Source organism: Streptomyces sp. adm13(2018) (assembly GCF_008042145.1).
Classification (GTDB): domain Bacteria; phylum Actinomycetota; class Actinomycetes; order Streptomycetales; family Streptomycetaceae; genus Streptomyces.
Genome location: NZ_RDBH01000013.1, coordinates 42839 through 57228, shown reverse-complemented (window position 1 = coordinate 57228; position 14390 = coordinate 42839). Strand labels below are relative to the sequence as shown.

Genomic DNA, 14390 nt, shown 5'->3' with positions numbered 1-14390 from the left:
CCGTCACTCGCGGTCCTCGACGAACCCTGGGCCCCCAGAGCCCCAGCGCTGCGACGATCCCCGTCGTGACCAGCGAATAGGCGCCGCAGTCTCGTAAGGACGGTCCTGGCGAGCGCCCTCAGGCGAGGTCTGCCTCGATGGCCAGGCGTACCGCGTCCGGGCGGTCCCGGAGCCCGGCCTTGGCGAACAGGTTGTTGATGTGGGTCTTGACCGTGGCCTCGCTGATGAACAGCTTCTCGGCGATGCCCCGGTTCGGCAGGCCGAGGCCGATCAGGGCGAGCACCTCGCGTTCCCTCGGGGTGAGGTCGTCCGGCAGGGCACGCTTCGTCGGCGTGGGGGCCTGCGCCCGTGCCGTGGCGAGCAGGCGGTCCTGGACCTCGCGGTCCAGGACGGACTGGCCGGCCGCCGCGGCCCGGATCGCCCGGGTGATGTCGCGGCGTCCGGCGTTCTTCGTCAGGTAGCCGCGGGCTCCCGCGCTCAGTGCGCCCAGGATGGAGTCGTCGTCGGCGAAGGTGGTGAGGACGACCACCGCGACCTCCGGGTGCTGCTCGGCCAGCAGCCGCGTGGTCTCGATCCCGTCCATCACGGGCATCCTCAGGTCCATCAGCACCACGTCCACCGGCCCGGCGGCGACCGCCCGGAGGACCTCGCGGCCGTGCGAGGCGGCCGCCACGACGTCGATGTCCTCGGCCAGGGCGAGGACCGCCGCGAGCGGCTCGCGGACGGTCGCCTGGTCGTCGGCCACGACCACCCTCAACCGCTGCCGATCCGTGTCGTCGTTCATGCGGGGATCACTGCCTCCACTTGCCAGCCGTCGCGGTGCGGTCCTTCGGTGACCGGGCCCGCGGTGAGCGTTCCGTCCAGGAGTGCGACCCGTTCGCGCATGCCGATCAGGCCCATTCCGCTGCCCACAGCCGTGCTCGCCTCGCGGGTCGCGGGCCCGTTGCGGACGCGGAGCACCGTCGTCTCCGCGGTGTACGTCAGCTCGGCCCGCACCTCGCCGCCGGGGGCGTGCCGGGCCGCGTTGGTGAGGGCCTCCTGCGCGATCCGCACCAGGTCCTGCGCGACCCGGGCCGGCACCTCGCGCACCGTCCCGTTCACGGTGAGGGCGTCGTGGTGGCCCGAGGACTCCAGCAGCGCGGACAGGGTCTCCCGCAGGGGCAGGGCGTCCTCGCGCAGGGCGTGCACCGTCCACTGCGCCTGCCGCAGGCTGTCCTTGACGAGCCCGTGGGCCTTGTCGTGTGCCTCGCGGACCTTGTCCAGGTCGCCGGTGTCCATCAGCGCGTCCGCCAGTTCCAGCTGCATGTTGATCCCGGCGAGCGAGTGCGCCAGCACGTCGTGCACGTCCCGGGCGATCCGGCTGCGTTCGCTGAGTACGGCCGTACGTGCCTCGGCCCGGGCGGCGCGCTCGGCCGCCTCCGCCGCCTCGATGGCCGCCCGTACCGACTGACGCTGCGTGCGGTTGACGATGCCCATCACGACCGGCAGACCCGTGAGCAGCCCGAAGGCCCACGGCAGCGCCTCGTGCCCGGGGCCGAGGCGGAAGAAGAGGACAGCGCCGCACAGCAGACTGCACAGCCCCGCGAGCACGAGGGCCGGCCGGGTCTCCAGCCGGTAGCCGATGTGGCCGGCGAGGAAGAACGCGAAGAGGTAGCCCGTACCGCTGCTGCTGACACCGATCAGCGCGGCCGCCGCGACGACACCGAGGGTGAGCCAGACCAGGACCAGACGCGGGGAGATCCGGTGCTCGGGCAGCCGCCTGGCCAGCAGGGCGGCGGCGTTGACCACGAAGAGAACGGCCACGGCCAGGCCCTGGCCGGTGAAGCCCATGGGCCGGATCGTCAGCGCGCCCACGACGACGACCGCGAGGCTCGCCACCCACTGTACCCGGGGGTCCTGTCCGGGGACGCGACGCGCGCCCGCCCCCGGGCCGAGGTCCGACCTGGGGGGCGGGGCGTCGTGGTCTGCGGGCACGAGCCGAACATACTGCACGTTCACGCCGCTCGATCGAGGACGGCCACGGGCTGGAGCGCCTTGTGCGTCCTGCTGCGTACGTAGATGGTGGCCACGCGGGTCACCACCTCGGTGAGCGCCATCAGGACGAAGGCCGCCACCCATGCCTGCTGCTCGGTGATGTGGTGCGCGAGGCTGAAGCGGGCGACGTCGTCGGCCCCGCCGGCGTGCTCGACCCACACCTGGAACCCCATCCTGGCACCCATGCCGACGACCCACAGGATCGCCGACACGGCGCCGGCCTTGATCAGCAGGTGGCCGTCGAGGGCTCGGATACGGGTGTAGATGCCGCCGGCGATGCCGAGGACGGCGCCGACCGCCATCAGTGCGGCGATGAGGACGAGGTCGTTTCCTCCGGTGGGGATGGTGTCCAGGTAGGAGTACGCCACGAAGGCCACGATGGCCAGCGGGATCAGGAACGTCTTCCGGTCCAGACGGCCCTCCCGCAGCTGCCGGAAGACGACCAGGATGAGTGCTGCGTCGGTGATCCACTCGGTTGCTGTCATGTCCTCCAGACTGCTGCGATCCAGCTCGCAGCACCTGCACCCAGGGGTGGACCCCCGGGTGGAACCCGGGTGGAGAGGCACCGGCGGGACGAGGGAGAGGCACGGAGCGTGCACCTCCCTGCACGTACGGCAGCCGGGCCCCGCACGTAGGGCAGCCGGGGCTCTGCACGTACGGCAGCCCCCGCGCCCGCGCGGTCTCGACGGTCCTGAGCCCGTGCTTCGGTGCCGTCTCGTACCCGCTCATCGGACGCGTGAGTCCGGGGTGCGGTCGGAAAGCGCCGACGAGATGGGGCATTCCTCCACGAGGCGGGGCACGCGTCCGGGATGATGGTCCGGCCAAGCCGATCAGCCGCACTGTCAGATGAACTCCCCTTGCCGCGGCCTCCCTTCGTGGGCACCTCTGCCTGCACCCCCTCCCCCGCCCGAAGTTCCTCGGCGTCTCAGCAGAGGCCGGACCGGCGGACGCCCACCCCACTCGCTCTCGACCACGTACGAGCTCAATGCAGCAGGAAAGGCGGAGAAGTGCTGAAGTCGGGACTCAAGCGGCTCCTCGGACGCACCGGATTCGACATCGTGCGCAGCATCAACAACCGGGGCGGAGTCGACGACTTCCTGCCCTTCGAGCCCACGATGCGGGCCGCCCGTTCGGCGGGCATGTCCGTCGGGGACTACCTGGACGAGGTCATGAACGGGACGCCGGGCGCCACCCAGTCCACGATCGACGAACTGCGCGGCCTCGGGGTCTTCGCCGCCGGCCCGAAGACCGTACTGGAGATCGGCCCGGGCTCCGGCCGGTACCTGGAGAAGACGCTCAGGGAGTGCACGCCGGACCGCTACGAGATCTACGAGACAGCGAAGCCCTGGGCCGACTACCTCGTGGAGACCTTCCGGGTGGTCGCCCAGCCCACCGCCGAGGGCGACCTCGGCGCGACACCGGACGGCAGCGTCGACCTCGTCCAGGCGCACAAGGTCTTCAACACGGTCACCTTCCTCGTCGCCGCCCGCTACTTCTTCGAGATGGCACGCGTCACGCGCCCGGGTGGCCGGATCGTCTTCGACGCCATGACGGAGACCTGCCTCGACCCGGTGACGGTGCGGGACTGGGCGGCCAAGGGCGGGCCGGGACACGACTCCTACCCCGCCGCGCTGCCGCGCCAGGCGTGCCTGGACCTCTTCGGGCACCTCGGCTGCAGCCTGGAGGCAAGCTTCACGGCTCCGCTGGGCTTCGCCTCCACGGAGGTCCTCGTCTTCACCAAGGCGGCCTGACCTCCGCTCGCCGCGTACGGAGCCTTGCGCCGCGGCGGCGCGAGGCGGTAGACACGGGAGTGACTGAACAGTCATTCAGTAGCCGACCGGCGCGGCCACTCCCGCCGGTCAGACAGACCCCACATATCCGGCCATAGCGATCCTTACGTTACTGATGGGTTCACATCACCCCGCAGCGCGCTACGCTCACCCCCATGCCAATCATGAACATGCCAAACAGAGATGTCCGCAAAGGCGCGGGCCCCCGTTTCGCATCAGGCGCGTCCAGGACCCCCGGGTCACGGAGGGCGCGGCAGTTCAGCCTCCTGCTGCTGCTCGTGCTGAGCCTCCTCACCGCGCCGGCCCTCGCCAGCGCCGCGCCTTCGCCCGTACCCGCGCCCGCCCGGGCGCTCGCGGCCCCGGCGCAGCCGGGCGCCGCCGTCGCGGCGGAGGCGCAGGCGCGCTGGGGAGACCGGCGACTGGACGAGGCGACCTTCCTCGCCACGCACAACGCCTTCACCAACTACGAGGACTCGCGCTGGAGTTCGGTGTCCCAGTCCGAGTCGATACGTCACCAGCTCGACAACGGGGTGCGCGGACTGAGCCTGGACACGCACTGGTACGAGCGCAGCAGGTGGCTGTGCGTCATCAGCTTCGGCAGCGACTGCTACCCGAGCGACGTGTACCTCTGCCACGGTGAGTGCAAGACCTTCGCCGGGGTCACGTACGCGCTCCCGCGTCAGTCCTTCCACGGCACCCTGCAGACCGTCGTGGACTTCCTCGACGCCCACCCCCAGGAGGTCGTGACCGTCTTCCTGGAAGACTACGTGTCCGCGCAGCAGCTGGGCAACTCCCTGAGTCGCGTACGGGGCCTGGACCAGCTGCTCTTCCGGCCCGACGCGTGGAACGTCCGCCAGCAGGGCTGGCCGAGGATGACCGAGCTCATCGGCGCCGGCAAGCGCCTCCTCCTCTTCAGTGACGAGGCCGACCGGGAACACCTCGGTGTGATGTACGACAAGAACTGGACCGTCAGCAACTACTGGAGTCTGGGCGACCTCGGCAACGACGTCTCCTGCGTCACCCGCTGGTCCGACGTGCCGCTGGACCGCCAGGAACCCGGATTCCGCCGGCTCTTCACGATGAGCCACCACCGGAACGTGCCCACGGTCATCAACTCGGCGCTCGACAACGGGTCCAAGCTCCGCGACCGCATCAACCAGCAGTGCCGCCCGGCCGCCGGCAACCGGGATCCCAACTTCGTCGCGGTCGACTTCCACCGCATCTCGGACACGAGCGGCCACACGCCCGGCAGCATCGTCGCGGAGCTCAACGCCCGGAACTGACGCGCCCTCGCGTCGGACGCCCCCGCACGCCGGGCCTCTTGTCCGTTGGCCCGCCGCCGGGCCGACCTCGTCGACCGTCGGGCGTCGGCGCCCGGCAGGCCGGCCGGAGGGTCGCCGACCCGGCTTCTCGGAGCTTCCTGGGAAAGAGGCGTTTGAGCCCGAGGAGCCGGGTCACAAGGTGGAGTATCGGAAGTGCGCACCGTGGGGGTGGGCCTTCCGGAACGGGCCCGCCCCGATGACGCCCATTCCCCCTCGGCGTCATCGGGGCCCGCCCGCAGGCACGACGGGCTGCCGCCGGATCCGTACGGCACCCGGACACCCCGCGCCCTGGGATCCACCCCTACAGGGACACGCGGAGACGTTCGGCGCACCCCCGGCCCCGGCGTTCAGAGCGCCGCACCCGGGCAACGGACCCGACGGCAGTAGCCCGTCGCCAGACCGCCACGCCGGCCTCTCCGCCGCTCCAGGACGGCTGCCCCGGCGTCCTCGCCTCCGCCTCGCACTTCGAGAAAGCGCTCCCGCGCCGCGCGCCGCACGGGAGGATGGCTCCGACCAGGGGCGGCCGGGGGGCCGTACCGCGGCGGGGGGAACAGCATGGACAGCGGACTGATCGCGCTCGGCGCGGCCGTGGTCGGTGTGGCGGGGACGCTACTCGCGACCGTCGTGTCGCAGCGGATGCTGGCACGGGTGCAGGCGGCGCAGTTCGACCGGGAGCAGCGCAACGCGCATACGCAGTGGCAGCGGGACCAGGAGCTGACGGACCTTTCGCGGCGGCGCGCCTGTTACACGGCTGCCAACGCCGCGTACCGCCGCTACCGGATCGCCCTCATGAACTTCCTGTGGGCCGTTCACCGGTCGCAGGCGACAGCGGCGGACCGGGCGGCCGTCGAGGAGGCCCGGAGCGGTCATCACACCGCCTTCGCGGAGGCGCAGATGATCGCCTCCGCCGGTGTGCTCGCGGAACTGGACCTGATGACGAAGGTCATCGCGCGTGCCCACGCCCACACGATGCGGCTCGCGGACGGGATTCCGGAGCCGGACGGATCGTTCGAGCAGATCCACGAAGAGCTGGTCATGATCACACGGCGATGGGTGGGGATGCGGGACGCGATGCGGTCCGACCTCGGCCTGTCCCCCTCCCTGGACGGTGCCGGTCCGGATCCGGCCGACTGCCTCCCCCCGGCGACTGCTTCGGGACCGGGCGCCGCTCCGGTGCCGGCGTCCGTGCCCGGACCCGTCCTTCGCGGGGTCATGGGTCCGGTGAGGGGCGGCGGCACCGGGTGACCCGGCGGCGTGCCGTGGTCGGGGGCCGCCACCGGCCCGTCCGAGCGTCCGTGCGTCCGCCGCGAGGCCTCCGTGTCAGGCCCCCGCGTGCTCCGTCAGGGGCAGGCACTCCGCGAGCAGGCCGATGACGTCGTGCCAGGCGCGCTGGGCGTGCCGGGCGTGGTAGCCGACACCGGGGACCGCGGGGTGGTCGACCGGTGGGTGGTGGAAGGCGTGCAGGGCGCCGCCGTAGACCGCGAGGCGCCAGTCGACGCCGGCGTCCTGCATCTCGGCGCTGAAGGCGTTCCATTGCACGGGCGACATGATCGGGTCCTCGGACCCGACGCCGGCCCACACCGGGCAGCGGATGTTCGCCGCCTCGCCCGGTCGGCCGGTGGTCAGCGCGTTGACCGTTCCGATCGCGCGCAGGTCGGCGCCGTCGCGGCCGAGTTCGAGTCCGATGGCGCCTCCGGTGCCGTATCCGATGGCGGCGATCCGGTCGGGGTCGGTGCGCGGTTCGGTGCGCAGCACGTCGAGTGCCGCCCGGCCGATGCCGCGCATCCGGTCGGGGTCGGCGAGCAGGGGCATGCAGCGGGCCAGCATCTCCTCGGGGTCGCTCAGATAGCGTCCGCCGCCGTGCAGGTCGAAGGCGAGGGCCACGTAGCCCAGTTCGGCGAGTGCGTCGGCGCGGCGGCGTTCGACGTCGCTGAGCCCGGTGCCCTCGGGTCCGAGCAGCACCGCGGGCCGCCGGTCGGCGCCGGCCGGCAGGGCGAGGTGCCCGACCATGGTGAGACCGTCGGCCGGGTACTCGACGGTTCGCGTGGTAGTCGTCGTCATGGAGGGGACTGTAGTAACGGCCAAGTGTGGTGCGGCTGTTGTTCCGCCGCCGGCGGAATGGGGCGGGTGTTCCTCCCGGGAGCTTCGACTACGCCGAGCTACCCGCCGGCACGGTCACGAAGTACCGTATGTGCAAGCTTTCGGCAAGCCAGACGGAATCGGGGGGCACGATGGGAAATGGGGTCCGGGCGCTTCAGCGTGAGCAGACACGGCACACCCTGCTGAGCGAGAGCCGGCGGCTCTTCTCGACTCATGGGTACGCCGCCGTCAACCTGTCGGAGGTCGTGCAGGCGGCCGGTGTGACCAAGGGGGCGCTGTACCACCACTTCGAGAGCAAGACCGCGCTCTTCCGGGCGGTGCTGGAGGAGGTCCAGGAGGAGGTGGCCGCGTACGTCGCGGCGACGGCGGACGCCCAGGAGGACTCCTGGAGCCAACTCGCCTCGGGGTGCCAGGCGTTCCTGGAGGCCACCACGAATCCCTCGGTCCAGCGCGTGATGCTGGTGGACGGACCGGCGGTGCTCGGCTGGCCCAGCTGGCGGGCGATGACGGCGGCCACCTCGGGCCGGCACCTCGCCGACGCCCTGGAGACGCTGATCGCCGAGGGCGTCCTCCCGGAGCAGCCGGCGGCGCCGCTGACGCATCTGCTCTCGGGGGCGATGAACGAGGCCGCGTTGTGGCTGGCCTCATCGGCGGACTCCGCCGATCTGGAGCCCACCCGGCAGGCGTTGACGCGGCTCCTGGAGGCGCTGCGGACGCGGTGACGTCCGCCCGGCCCGTGGATCAGGCCGCCTGGAGGTCGATCCGGACCCCGTTGGGGTCGACGAGGGAACCGTTCAGCGGGCCGTCGGCCGGCACGGCTCCTTCGGCGGCGAGCCGCTCCCAGACCTCGGGGCGGTCCTCCACGTCCAGGGTGATCCGGACCGCGCGCAGCGGCGTGCGGAACGCCTCGGGCAGCGCGGGGTGGGTGTGGTCGAGGAGGGCGAGCGTCGGCTGCGTCTCGCCCGCCCGGGTCAGCTCGGTGTACCACGGGGTCGTGTAGGCGACGGTGAGCCCGAACAGCCTTCCGTAGAAGCTGCGGGTCTGGTCCATGCGCGAGGTGCAGATCACCGGACAGAGGCTGGTTATCATCGAGACGGCTCCGCTCACATACCAACGGTAGGTCAAATGACGCTAAGGGCGTACCTCTGGTATGTCAACGCGCCCTCGGGAAGGCCAACGAGCGGACTGCGCCCAGGACACGGCCCGGCGTGACGCCGGGACGCGGGGGTCGTTGAGGAACCGCACGCACGTCTCTCGCGATCGGAACGGTGCCACGATGACCTCCTCGACCCTGACCAGCTTCTATCCGGTGATCTGCACCGAAGTGCTCAAGGAGTCGGTGGACTTCTACCGCACGCACTTCGGCTTCGAGACGACCTACGCGAGTGACTGGTACGTGAGCCTGCGCCGGCCCGAACCGCCGTTCCACGAGCTGGGTCTGGTCTCGGCCGACCATCCCACCGTTCCCGAGGGCCACCGCCGTCCGGCCGGCGGCCTCCTCCTCAACTTCGAGGTGACGGACGTGGACGCCGAGTACGAGCGCCTGGTGCGGCGTGCGGGTCTCCAGGTGGCCCTGGAACTGCGCAGCGAGGCCTTCGGTCAACGGCACTTCATCCTGGCCGCCCCGGACGGCGTCCTGGTGGACGTCATCACGCCCATCCCGCCCACGGGCGAGTACGCCGACGCCTACACGGACGGCGCCGGCACGGCGGCATGACGGGTTCGGCCCGCGTCCGGGAGGGACGCGGGCCGAACTCGGGCCCCCTCGCGGGGGCGGGACCTGCCGCTACTTCTCCGCGCCGACGACCGGCGCCGGCTCGGCCGCGCCTTCGGCGGCCTCGGCGTTCTCGGGCTGTCCGCCCGTGGCGGGGAGCTTCACGACGATGGCCACCAGCACGGCGGAGGCCACCGCGACGGCGGCGCCGATGCCGCCGATGACGTTCAGGCCGTCGGTGAACGCCTCGCGCGCGGAGGCCAGCAGTGCGGCGGCCGACTCCGCGGGAAGGCCCTGCGCGGCGTCGACGGCGCCGGCCAGGGTGTCACCGGCGTAGTCCGGCGCTCCCTCCGGCACCTTGACTCCCGCGTGGTACAGGGCGGCGCCGAGGCTGCCGAGGAGCGCCACGCCCAGCGCCATGCCCAGCTCGGTGCTGGTCTCCGAGAGCGCGGCCGCCCCGCCGGCCCGCTCCGGCGGAGCGGCCCCGACCACGATGTCCGTGCCGAGCGCGATCAGCGGTCCGCCACCGGCGTACACGAAGGCGAAACCGGTCACGACCTGGGCGATGCCCGAGGAGCTGTCGGCCATGCTCAGCATCAGGTGACCGACGCCCGAGACGAGCAGGCCGGCCGCCACCACGTACGCGGGACGGAAGCGGCTCGCCGCCATCGGGGAGACCACCGCGGTCACGATCAGCGCGAACGCCGCCGGCAGCAGGTACAGGCCCGCCTTCATGGGGCTCAGCCCGCCGACGAGCTGCAGGAACTGGGTCACCATCAGATACGTGCCGCCCGCCACCAGCATGCTGAGCAGCAGCGTCACCAAGGCGGTGCGGAAGGTGGCGGTCTTGAAGAGCGCCAGGTCCATCAGCGGGTTCTCCAGGGTCCGCTGGCGGCGGACGAAGAGCACACCGACGACGAGGCCGATGACGACGGCGGCGACGGGGACCGCGCCGAACCCGTCGTTGGCGATCTCCTTGAGGCCGTAGATCACCGGCAGGATGGCGGCGAGCGACAGGGCCACGCTCGTCAGGTCGAGGCTCCCGGCCTCCTCGTCACGGTACTCCGGCAGCAGCATCGGACCGGCCACCAGGAGCAGCGCCATGATCGGCACGCCCAGCAGGAAGACCGAACCCCACCAGAAGTACTCCAGCATGGCCCCGCCCACCACCGGGCCGAGCGCGATGCCCACGGAGAACATCGTGACCCAGACCGCGATGGCCACACCGCGCTGCCGCGCGTCCTGGAACATGTTGATGATCAGGGCCAGGGTGGAGGGCATCAGCGTGGCCCCGGCGAGGCCCATCGCCGCCCGCGCCACGATCAGGGAGACCGGGCCGTCGGCGAACACGGCCGCCAGCGAGGCGAGGCCGAACGCGGCCGCGCCGATCAGGAGCAGCTTGCGGCGGCCGATGCGGTCGCCCAGGGTTCCCATGGTCACCAGGAAGCCGGCGATCAGGAAGCCGTAGATGTCGATGATCCACAGCATCTGGGAGGCGGAGGGGTCCAGGGCCGCGCTGATGTGGGGCACGGCGAGGTGCAGCACGCTCACGTCGATGGAGAGCAGCAGGGTGGGCAGCGCCAGGACTGCCAGGCCCAGCCACTCACGTGGCGTTGCCTGTGCGGGGGTGTCGACGTCGGTGGTCAACGGTGTTCCTTTCGGGGACGTACTCATCGCTGCCCGGCGCGGACACCGGGCAGAGGCGTAGGGGGCGCCGCGTGGGGCGGCGCGCTGGAGGGGGGCAGCAGGAGCGCCGTGACGGCGGCCGCGTGGGCAGGGGTGTAGAGGTAGAAGTGGCCTCCCGTGAAGGTGCGGTACTCGAAGCCGCCGGAGGTCTCCAGCGACCACAGGTGCATCCGGTCGCCGATCACCACCGGGTCGTCGACGGCGCCGAGGGCGAGGATCGGTACGGCGACCCCGGCCCGGGGACGCCGGTAGGTCTCCATGGCCTCCAGGTCGGCGCGGATCGCCCGGAGCGAAGGACCGACCAGGTCGGCGCGGTCCCGCACACCCGGGGACATCCCCCCGATGTCCGTCAGGTGCTCCAACAGCTCCGCGTCGGTCCTGAGGTGGGCGAAGGGCGGCTCGCTGGGGAAGCACGGCGGCTGCCGCGCCGACACCGCGAGCCGCGCCGGGGGCAGGCCCTTGGCCTCCATCGCCCGGGTGAGCTCGAAGCCGAGCACACTGCCGAAGCTGTGCCCCACCACCGCGTACGGCAGTGGTTCCAGCTCGGCCAGTTCCCGGGCCAGGGCCTCCACCATCGGCTCCACCCGGTTCACGGGCGGCTCGCCGATCCGCGCGCCCCGGCCGGGCAGCTGGGCCACCACGCACTCGACGTCCTCGGGCAGCACCTGCCACCAGGACCGGAAGGCGGACGGCCACCCGCCGGCGTGCGGGAGCGCCACCACCCGGAACCGCGGGCGGGCCCGGGGCGCGTGCCCCGGGCCGCTCACGGCGGTACGGCGGGCCCCGCTGCCCACCTTCATCCACCAGCCGCTCATCCCGGCCCCGCGTCCCCGGACACGGCGTGTCCGACCGCCACGGGCAGCCGGGCCGGCGCGCCACCGGCCAGGAGCGGGTGGTGCTTCTCCAGGTGCAGGATCACCCGCTCCTGGTGGCGCTGGAGGCGCTGCCCCGGAAGGTGCTCCAGGGAGTGCAGGAACGGGTCCTCGGGCGCGGGCAGTCCGGCGATCCCGGTCGCCGTGCCGAGCACCAGCATCGGCTGGTACCACGCCGAGTAGCCGCCCTCGTGGGCGAACACCACCCGGCCGCCCGTCAGTTCGTCGGCGAGTCGGCCCATGGCCGAGGCCATGGCGTGGAAGGTCCGGCTGGTACACATCATCCGGCCCATCGGGTCGTGGCCGCCCGCGTCCACGCCCGCCGCCACCAGGATCAGGTCCGGCGCGAAGGCGCGGGCCGCGGGCTCCACGATCCGTTCCATGACGGCGAGGTAGGCGCCGTGGCCGGAACCGGCGGGCAGCGGCACGTTGAGCGTGCTGCCCGTGCCCTCGCCGGCGCCGGTCTCCATGACGAGACCGGACGCGGCGGGGAACAGCCCGTCCTGGTGGACGGAGATGTACAGGACGTCGGGGTCCTCGTAGAAGGTGCGCTGGATCCCGTTGCCGTGGTGCACGTCCCAGTCGAGGATCAGCACCCGCCGCGCCCCGTGCCGCTGTGCCGCCCGGGCCGCGACCGCCAGGTTGTTGTAGAGGCACAGCGCCATCGCCCGGTCGGGCTCGGCGTGGTGCCCGGGCGGGCGGACCAGGCAGTAGGCGCGGTCGAACCTGCCGTCCAGGACGCCCGTCGCGGCCTGCACGCAGGCACCGGCGGCGAGCCTGGCCGCCCGTGCGCTGTGGTAGTTGACGTGCGCGTACACGCCGGCGTCGCCGGCCCCCGCCGCCGAGGCGGCCTCGATCCGCTCGATGTGGCCGGGACCGTGGACGAGGAGGAGTTCCTCGTCGGTGGCGGGCGCCGGGGTGTGGACCGCGTAGTGGTCCATCACCCCGGTCGCCTTGACCAGGCCCTCGGCACGCCGCAGGTCCGGGTCGACGGCGAACTGCCGCAGCGGTTCGACGCCCGGCCCGACCGGCACGTACCCCGAACCGGCGCCGGGGTCGTGCCAGAAGCAGATCTCGTGGCTGAACCACGCGAGTCGGGAGCCGCTCACCAGCCGGACACTCCCAGCGAGGCGCGGCTGACGCCGGACGCCTTCTCGATGTACTGGAGGTAGTACTCGCGCTCCTCGTCGGGGGTGCGCTTGGTGCGCAGCGTCGTCTCCAGCAGCCGGAGGATCTCCTCGGCCTCGGCGGGGGTCAGTCCCCGCTCGCCGATCTCCTTCTCCAGCGCGCGGATGCGTGCCGCCGGCTCGGTCACTCCGGACGCGAACGCCGCCGGGTCACTGTCGTGGTTGCGGGTGGAGGCGATGGTCTTCAGAACCGCTCCGAAGAACGCCGTGGTGTCGGTCATGGTCGAATCCCCCTTGCTCGCGGTACATCGGTCGGTACATCGGTCGGTACGTCAACCGGCGCGTCGGCCGTCGTGCGGCCGGTGGTCCGGTGGTCGGTGGCCGGAACACCCTGCGGTGCGCCGGGCGGTGCGTGGGTCCGTACGTCGGTCGGCCGGTGGCGGTCGGTCTCGGTCGGTCGGCGTAGGCAGGCGTCGGTCAGCGGATGAGGCCGCAGGCGCGGCCGGCCTTCTCCAGCGTGAGGACCGCCGCGTCCAGATCGGCCTCGGTGTGGCTGAGGTTGACGATCGTCCGCAGCCGGGGAAGCGTCCGCGGCACGGCCGGGTACACGATCGGCTGGACGAAGAGCCCGTCCTGCTGGCACAGCCGCGCCATCTCCACGGCCTGGTCGGCACTGGAGCAGATCACGGGTACGACGGGCGTCTCGCTGGCGAGCGTGTCGAAGCCGAGGGCGTGCAGCTGGTCCCGGTAGCGGGTGGTCCTGAGCCGCAGTTCACGGGGGAGGGACGGCGCGGCGGCCATCACGTCGACGGCGGCCTTGGCCGCGGCCACCTGGGCGGGGGTGGCCGCCGCGGAGAACATCCAGCCCCGCGCGTTGTTCTTCAGCGCGAAGATCAGGTCGCGGGAGCCTGCGACGTAACCGCCCGCGCTCGGGACGGTCTTGGAGAGCGTGCCCATCTTGACGTGGACGCGGTCCGGGTCGATGCCGAAGTGCTCGGTGATGCCGCGCCCGGTGTCGCCCAGCACGCCGAGGCTGTGCGCCTCGTCGACCATGAGCGGGGCGTCGTACCGCTCGCACAGTTCCAGGATGCCGGGCAGGTCGGCCACGTCGCCGTCCATGCTGAACACGGCGTCGGTGACGACGAGTCGGCCGCCGTCCCCCGCCTTGCGCAGGGCGCGTTCGAGGTCGGCGAGGTCGTTGTGGGCGTAGGTGACGACCTTGGCGTTGGACAGCCGGTAGCCGTCCAGGATGCTGGCGTGGTTGTAGACGTCGCCGATCACGGTGTCGCCGGGGCCGACGAGGGCGCCGACCGTGGCCACGTTCGCCATGTAGCCGCTGGAGAACACGATGGCGTCCTCCGCGCCGAGGAAGCGGGCGAGGGCCAGCTCCAGCTCGCGGTGCAGGTGCAGGGTGCCGGCCAGCAGGCGCACTCCGTGGGCGCCGGTCCCGTGCTGCTCGACGGCGCGCAGCGCCTGCTCGTCGATGTAGGGGTGCCCGATCAGTCCGAGGTAGCTGTACGAGGCGAAGTTGAGGAACCAGCGGCCGTCGAACTTGATGCGGGAGCCCGACGCCTCCTCGATGACCGGCTCGTAGAAGTACTCACCCCGCGCGACGATTCCGCGGTCCTCGGCCGACAGCGCGTCGATGCGGCGGTCGAGGAAGGTGCCCTGCGGGGCGTCGTCGAGCCGGCCGGGCAGCGTACGGCGGGGGACGCGGGGCCCGGACACGGGCGCCGTGCCGGGGG

General features: G+C 72.2%; 15 protein-coding genes. 5 read left to right on the top strand and 10 right to left on the bottom strand.

Features of this window, described 5'->3' with window-relative positions; translation table 11 throughout:
* Nucleotides 1-118 precede the first annotated feature (118 nt).
* The 3 genes from EAO70_RS01300 to EAO70_RS01290 are packed head-to-tail and all read right to left on the bottom strand — an operon-like array spanning nt 119 to nt 2519.
* Nucleotides 119-784: a response regulator gene (locus tag EAO70_RS01300; protein ID WP_148001190.1), complete on the bottom strand. Its 666-nt coding sequence runs from the start codon at nt 782-784 to the stop codon at nt 119-121.
* Nucleotides 781-1992, bottom strand: coding sequence for a histidine kinase (locus tag EAO70_RS01295; RefSeq protein ID WP_410090928.1), 1212 nt, complete (start codon nt 1990-1992; stop codon nt 781-783). Before EAO70_RS01295 ends, EAO70_RS01300 begins: the two co-directional genes overlap by 4 nt.
* Before the next feature lie 2 nt (nt 1993-1994).
* Nucleotides 1995-2519, bottom strand: coding sequence for a hypothetical protein (locus tag EAO70_RS01290; RefSeq protein WP_148001188.1), 525 nt, complete (start codon nt 2517-2519; stop codon nt 1995-1997).
* A 522-nt stretch (nt 2520-3041) separates the two neighbouring features.
* Here EAO70_RS01290 and EAO70_RS01285 point away from each other — a divergent pair.
* From EAO70_RS01285 to EAO70_RS01275, 3 genes are all read left to right on the top strand, one after another.
* The gene (locus EAO70_RS01285) at nt 3042-3785 is read left to right on the top strand and encodes a class I SAM-dependent methyltransferase (protein ID WP_148001187.1); all 744 of its coding nucleotides are present in this window, start codon (nt 3042-3044) and stop codon (nt 3783-3785) included.
* Nucleotides 3786-4102: 317 nt separating this feature from the next.
* A complete protein-coding gene (locus tag EAO70_RS01280; protein WP_148001186.1) occupies nt 4103-5107 on the top strand; it encodes a PI-PLC domain-containing protein in 1005 nt (334 codons plus the stop codon).
* A gap of 594 nt (nt 5108-5701) precedes the next feature.
* A complete protein-coding gene (locus tag EAO70_RS01275; protein ID WP_148001185.1) occupies nt 5702-6391 on the top strand; it encodes a hypothetical protein in 690 nt (229 codons plus the stop codon).
* A 75-nt stretch (nt 6392-6466) separates the two neighbouring features.
* On the opposite strand, the gene EAO70_RS01270 is transcribed toward EAO70_RS01275, so the two are convergent.
* Nucleotides 6467-7207, bottom strand: a complete 741-nt coding sequence (locus EAO70_RS01270) for a dienelactone hydrolase family protein (protein WP_148001184.1) — start codon at nt 7205-7207, stop codon at nt 6467-6469.
* Between the two features lie 170 nt (nt 7208-7377).
* Here EAO70_RS01270 and EAO70_RS01265 point away from each other — a divergent pair, with 170 nt between their 5' ends.
* Nucleotides 7378-7968 carry a TetR/AcrR family transcriptional regulator gene (locus EAO70_RS01265; protein ID WP_148001183.1) on the top strand — a complete coding sequence of 197 codons (591 nt, stop codon included), beginning with the start codon at nt 7378-7380 and terminating at the stop codon, nt 7966-7968.
* Between the two features lie 19 nt (nt 7969-7987).
* On the opposite strand, the gene EAO70_RS01260 is transcribed toward EAO70_RS01265, so the two are convergent.
* The gene (locus tag EAO70_RS01260) at nt 7988-8335 is read right to left on the bottom strand and encodes a VOC family protein (protein WP_148001182.1); all 348 of its coding nucleotides are present in this window, start codon (nt 8333-8335) and stop codon (nt 7988-7990) included.
* 187 nt (nt 8336-8522) lie between these two features.
* Here EAO70_RS01260 and EAO70_RS01255 point away from each other — a divergent pair, with 187 nt between their 5' ends.
* On the top strand, nt 8523-8963 hold the full coding sequence (locus EAO70_RS01255) for a VOC family protein (protein WP_148001181.1): 441 nt from the start codon (nt 8523-8525) through the stop codon (nt 8961-8963).
* Nucleotides 8964-9032: 69 nt separating this feature from the next.
* Here EAO70_RS01255 and EAO70_RS01250 read toward each other — a convergent pair whose 3' ends face one another.
* The 5 genes from EAO70_RS01250 to EAO70_RS01230 form a co-directional block, all read right to left on the bottom strand.
* The gene (locus EAO70_RS01250; RefSeq protein ID WP_402118993.1) at nt 9033-10634 is read right to left on the bottom strand and encodes an MFS transporter; all 1602 of its coding nucleotides are present in this window, start codon (nt 10632-10634) and stop codon (nt 9033-9035) included.
* Complete coding sequence (locus tag EAO70_RS01245; protein WP_148001179.1) at nt 10631-11461, bottom strand: thioesterase II family protein; 831 nt, start codon at nt 11459-11461, stop codon at nt 10631-10633. The genes EAO70_RS01250 and EAO70_RS01245 overlap by 4 nt, the downstream gene beginning before the upstream one ends.
* Nucleotides 11458-12627: a class II histone deacetylase gene (locus EAO70_RS01240; protein ID WP_148001178.1), complete on the bottom strand. Its 1170-nt coding sequence runs from the start codon at nt 12625-12627 to the stop codon at nt 11458-11460. Before EAO70_RS01240 ends, EAO70_RS01245 begins: the two co-directional genes overlap by 4 nt.
* Nucleotides 12624-12926 (bottom strand): hypothetical protein, encoded by a 303-nt coding sequence (locus EAO70_RS01235; RefSeq protein WP_148001177.1) that lies wholly within the window; start codon nt 12924-12926, stop codon nt 12624-12626. The genes EAO70_RS01240 and EAO70_RS01235 overlap by 4 nt, the downstream gene beginning before the upstream one ends.
* 196 nt (nt 12927-13122) lie before the next feature.
* On the bottom strand, nt 13123-14390 hold a 1268-nt coding region (locus EAO70_RS01230; RefSeq protein WP_148001197.1), incomplete at its 5' end, for an aminotransferase class I/II-fold pyridoxal phosphate-dependent enzyme.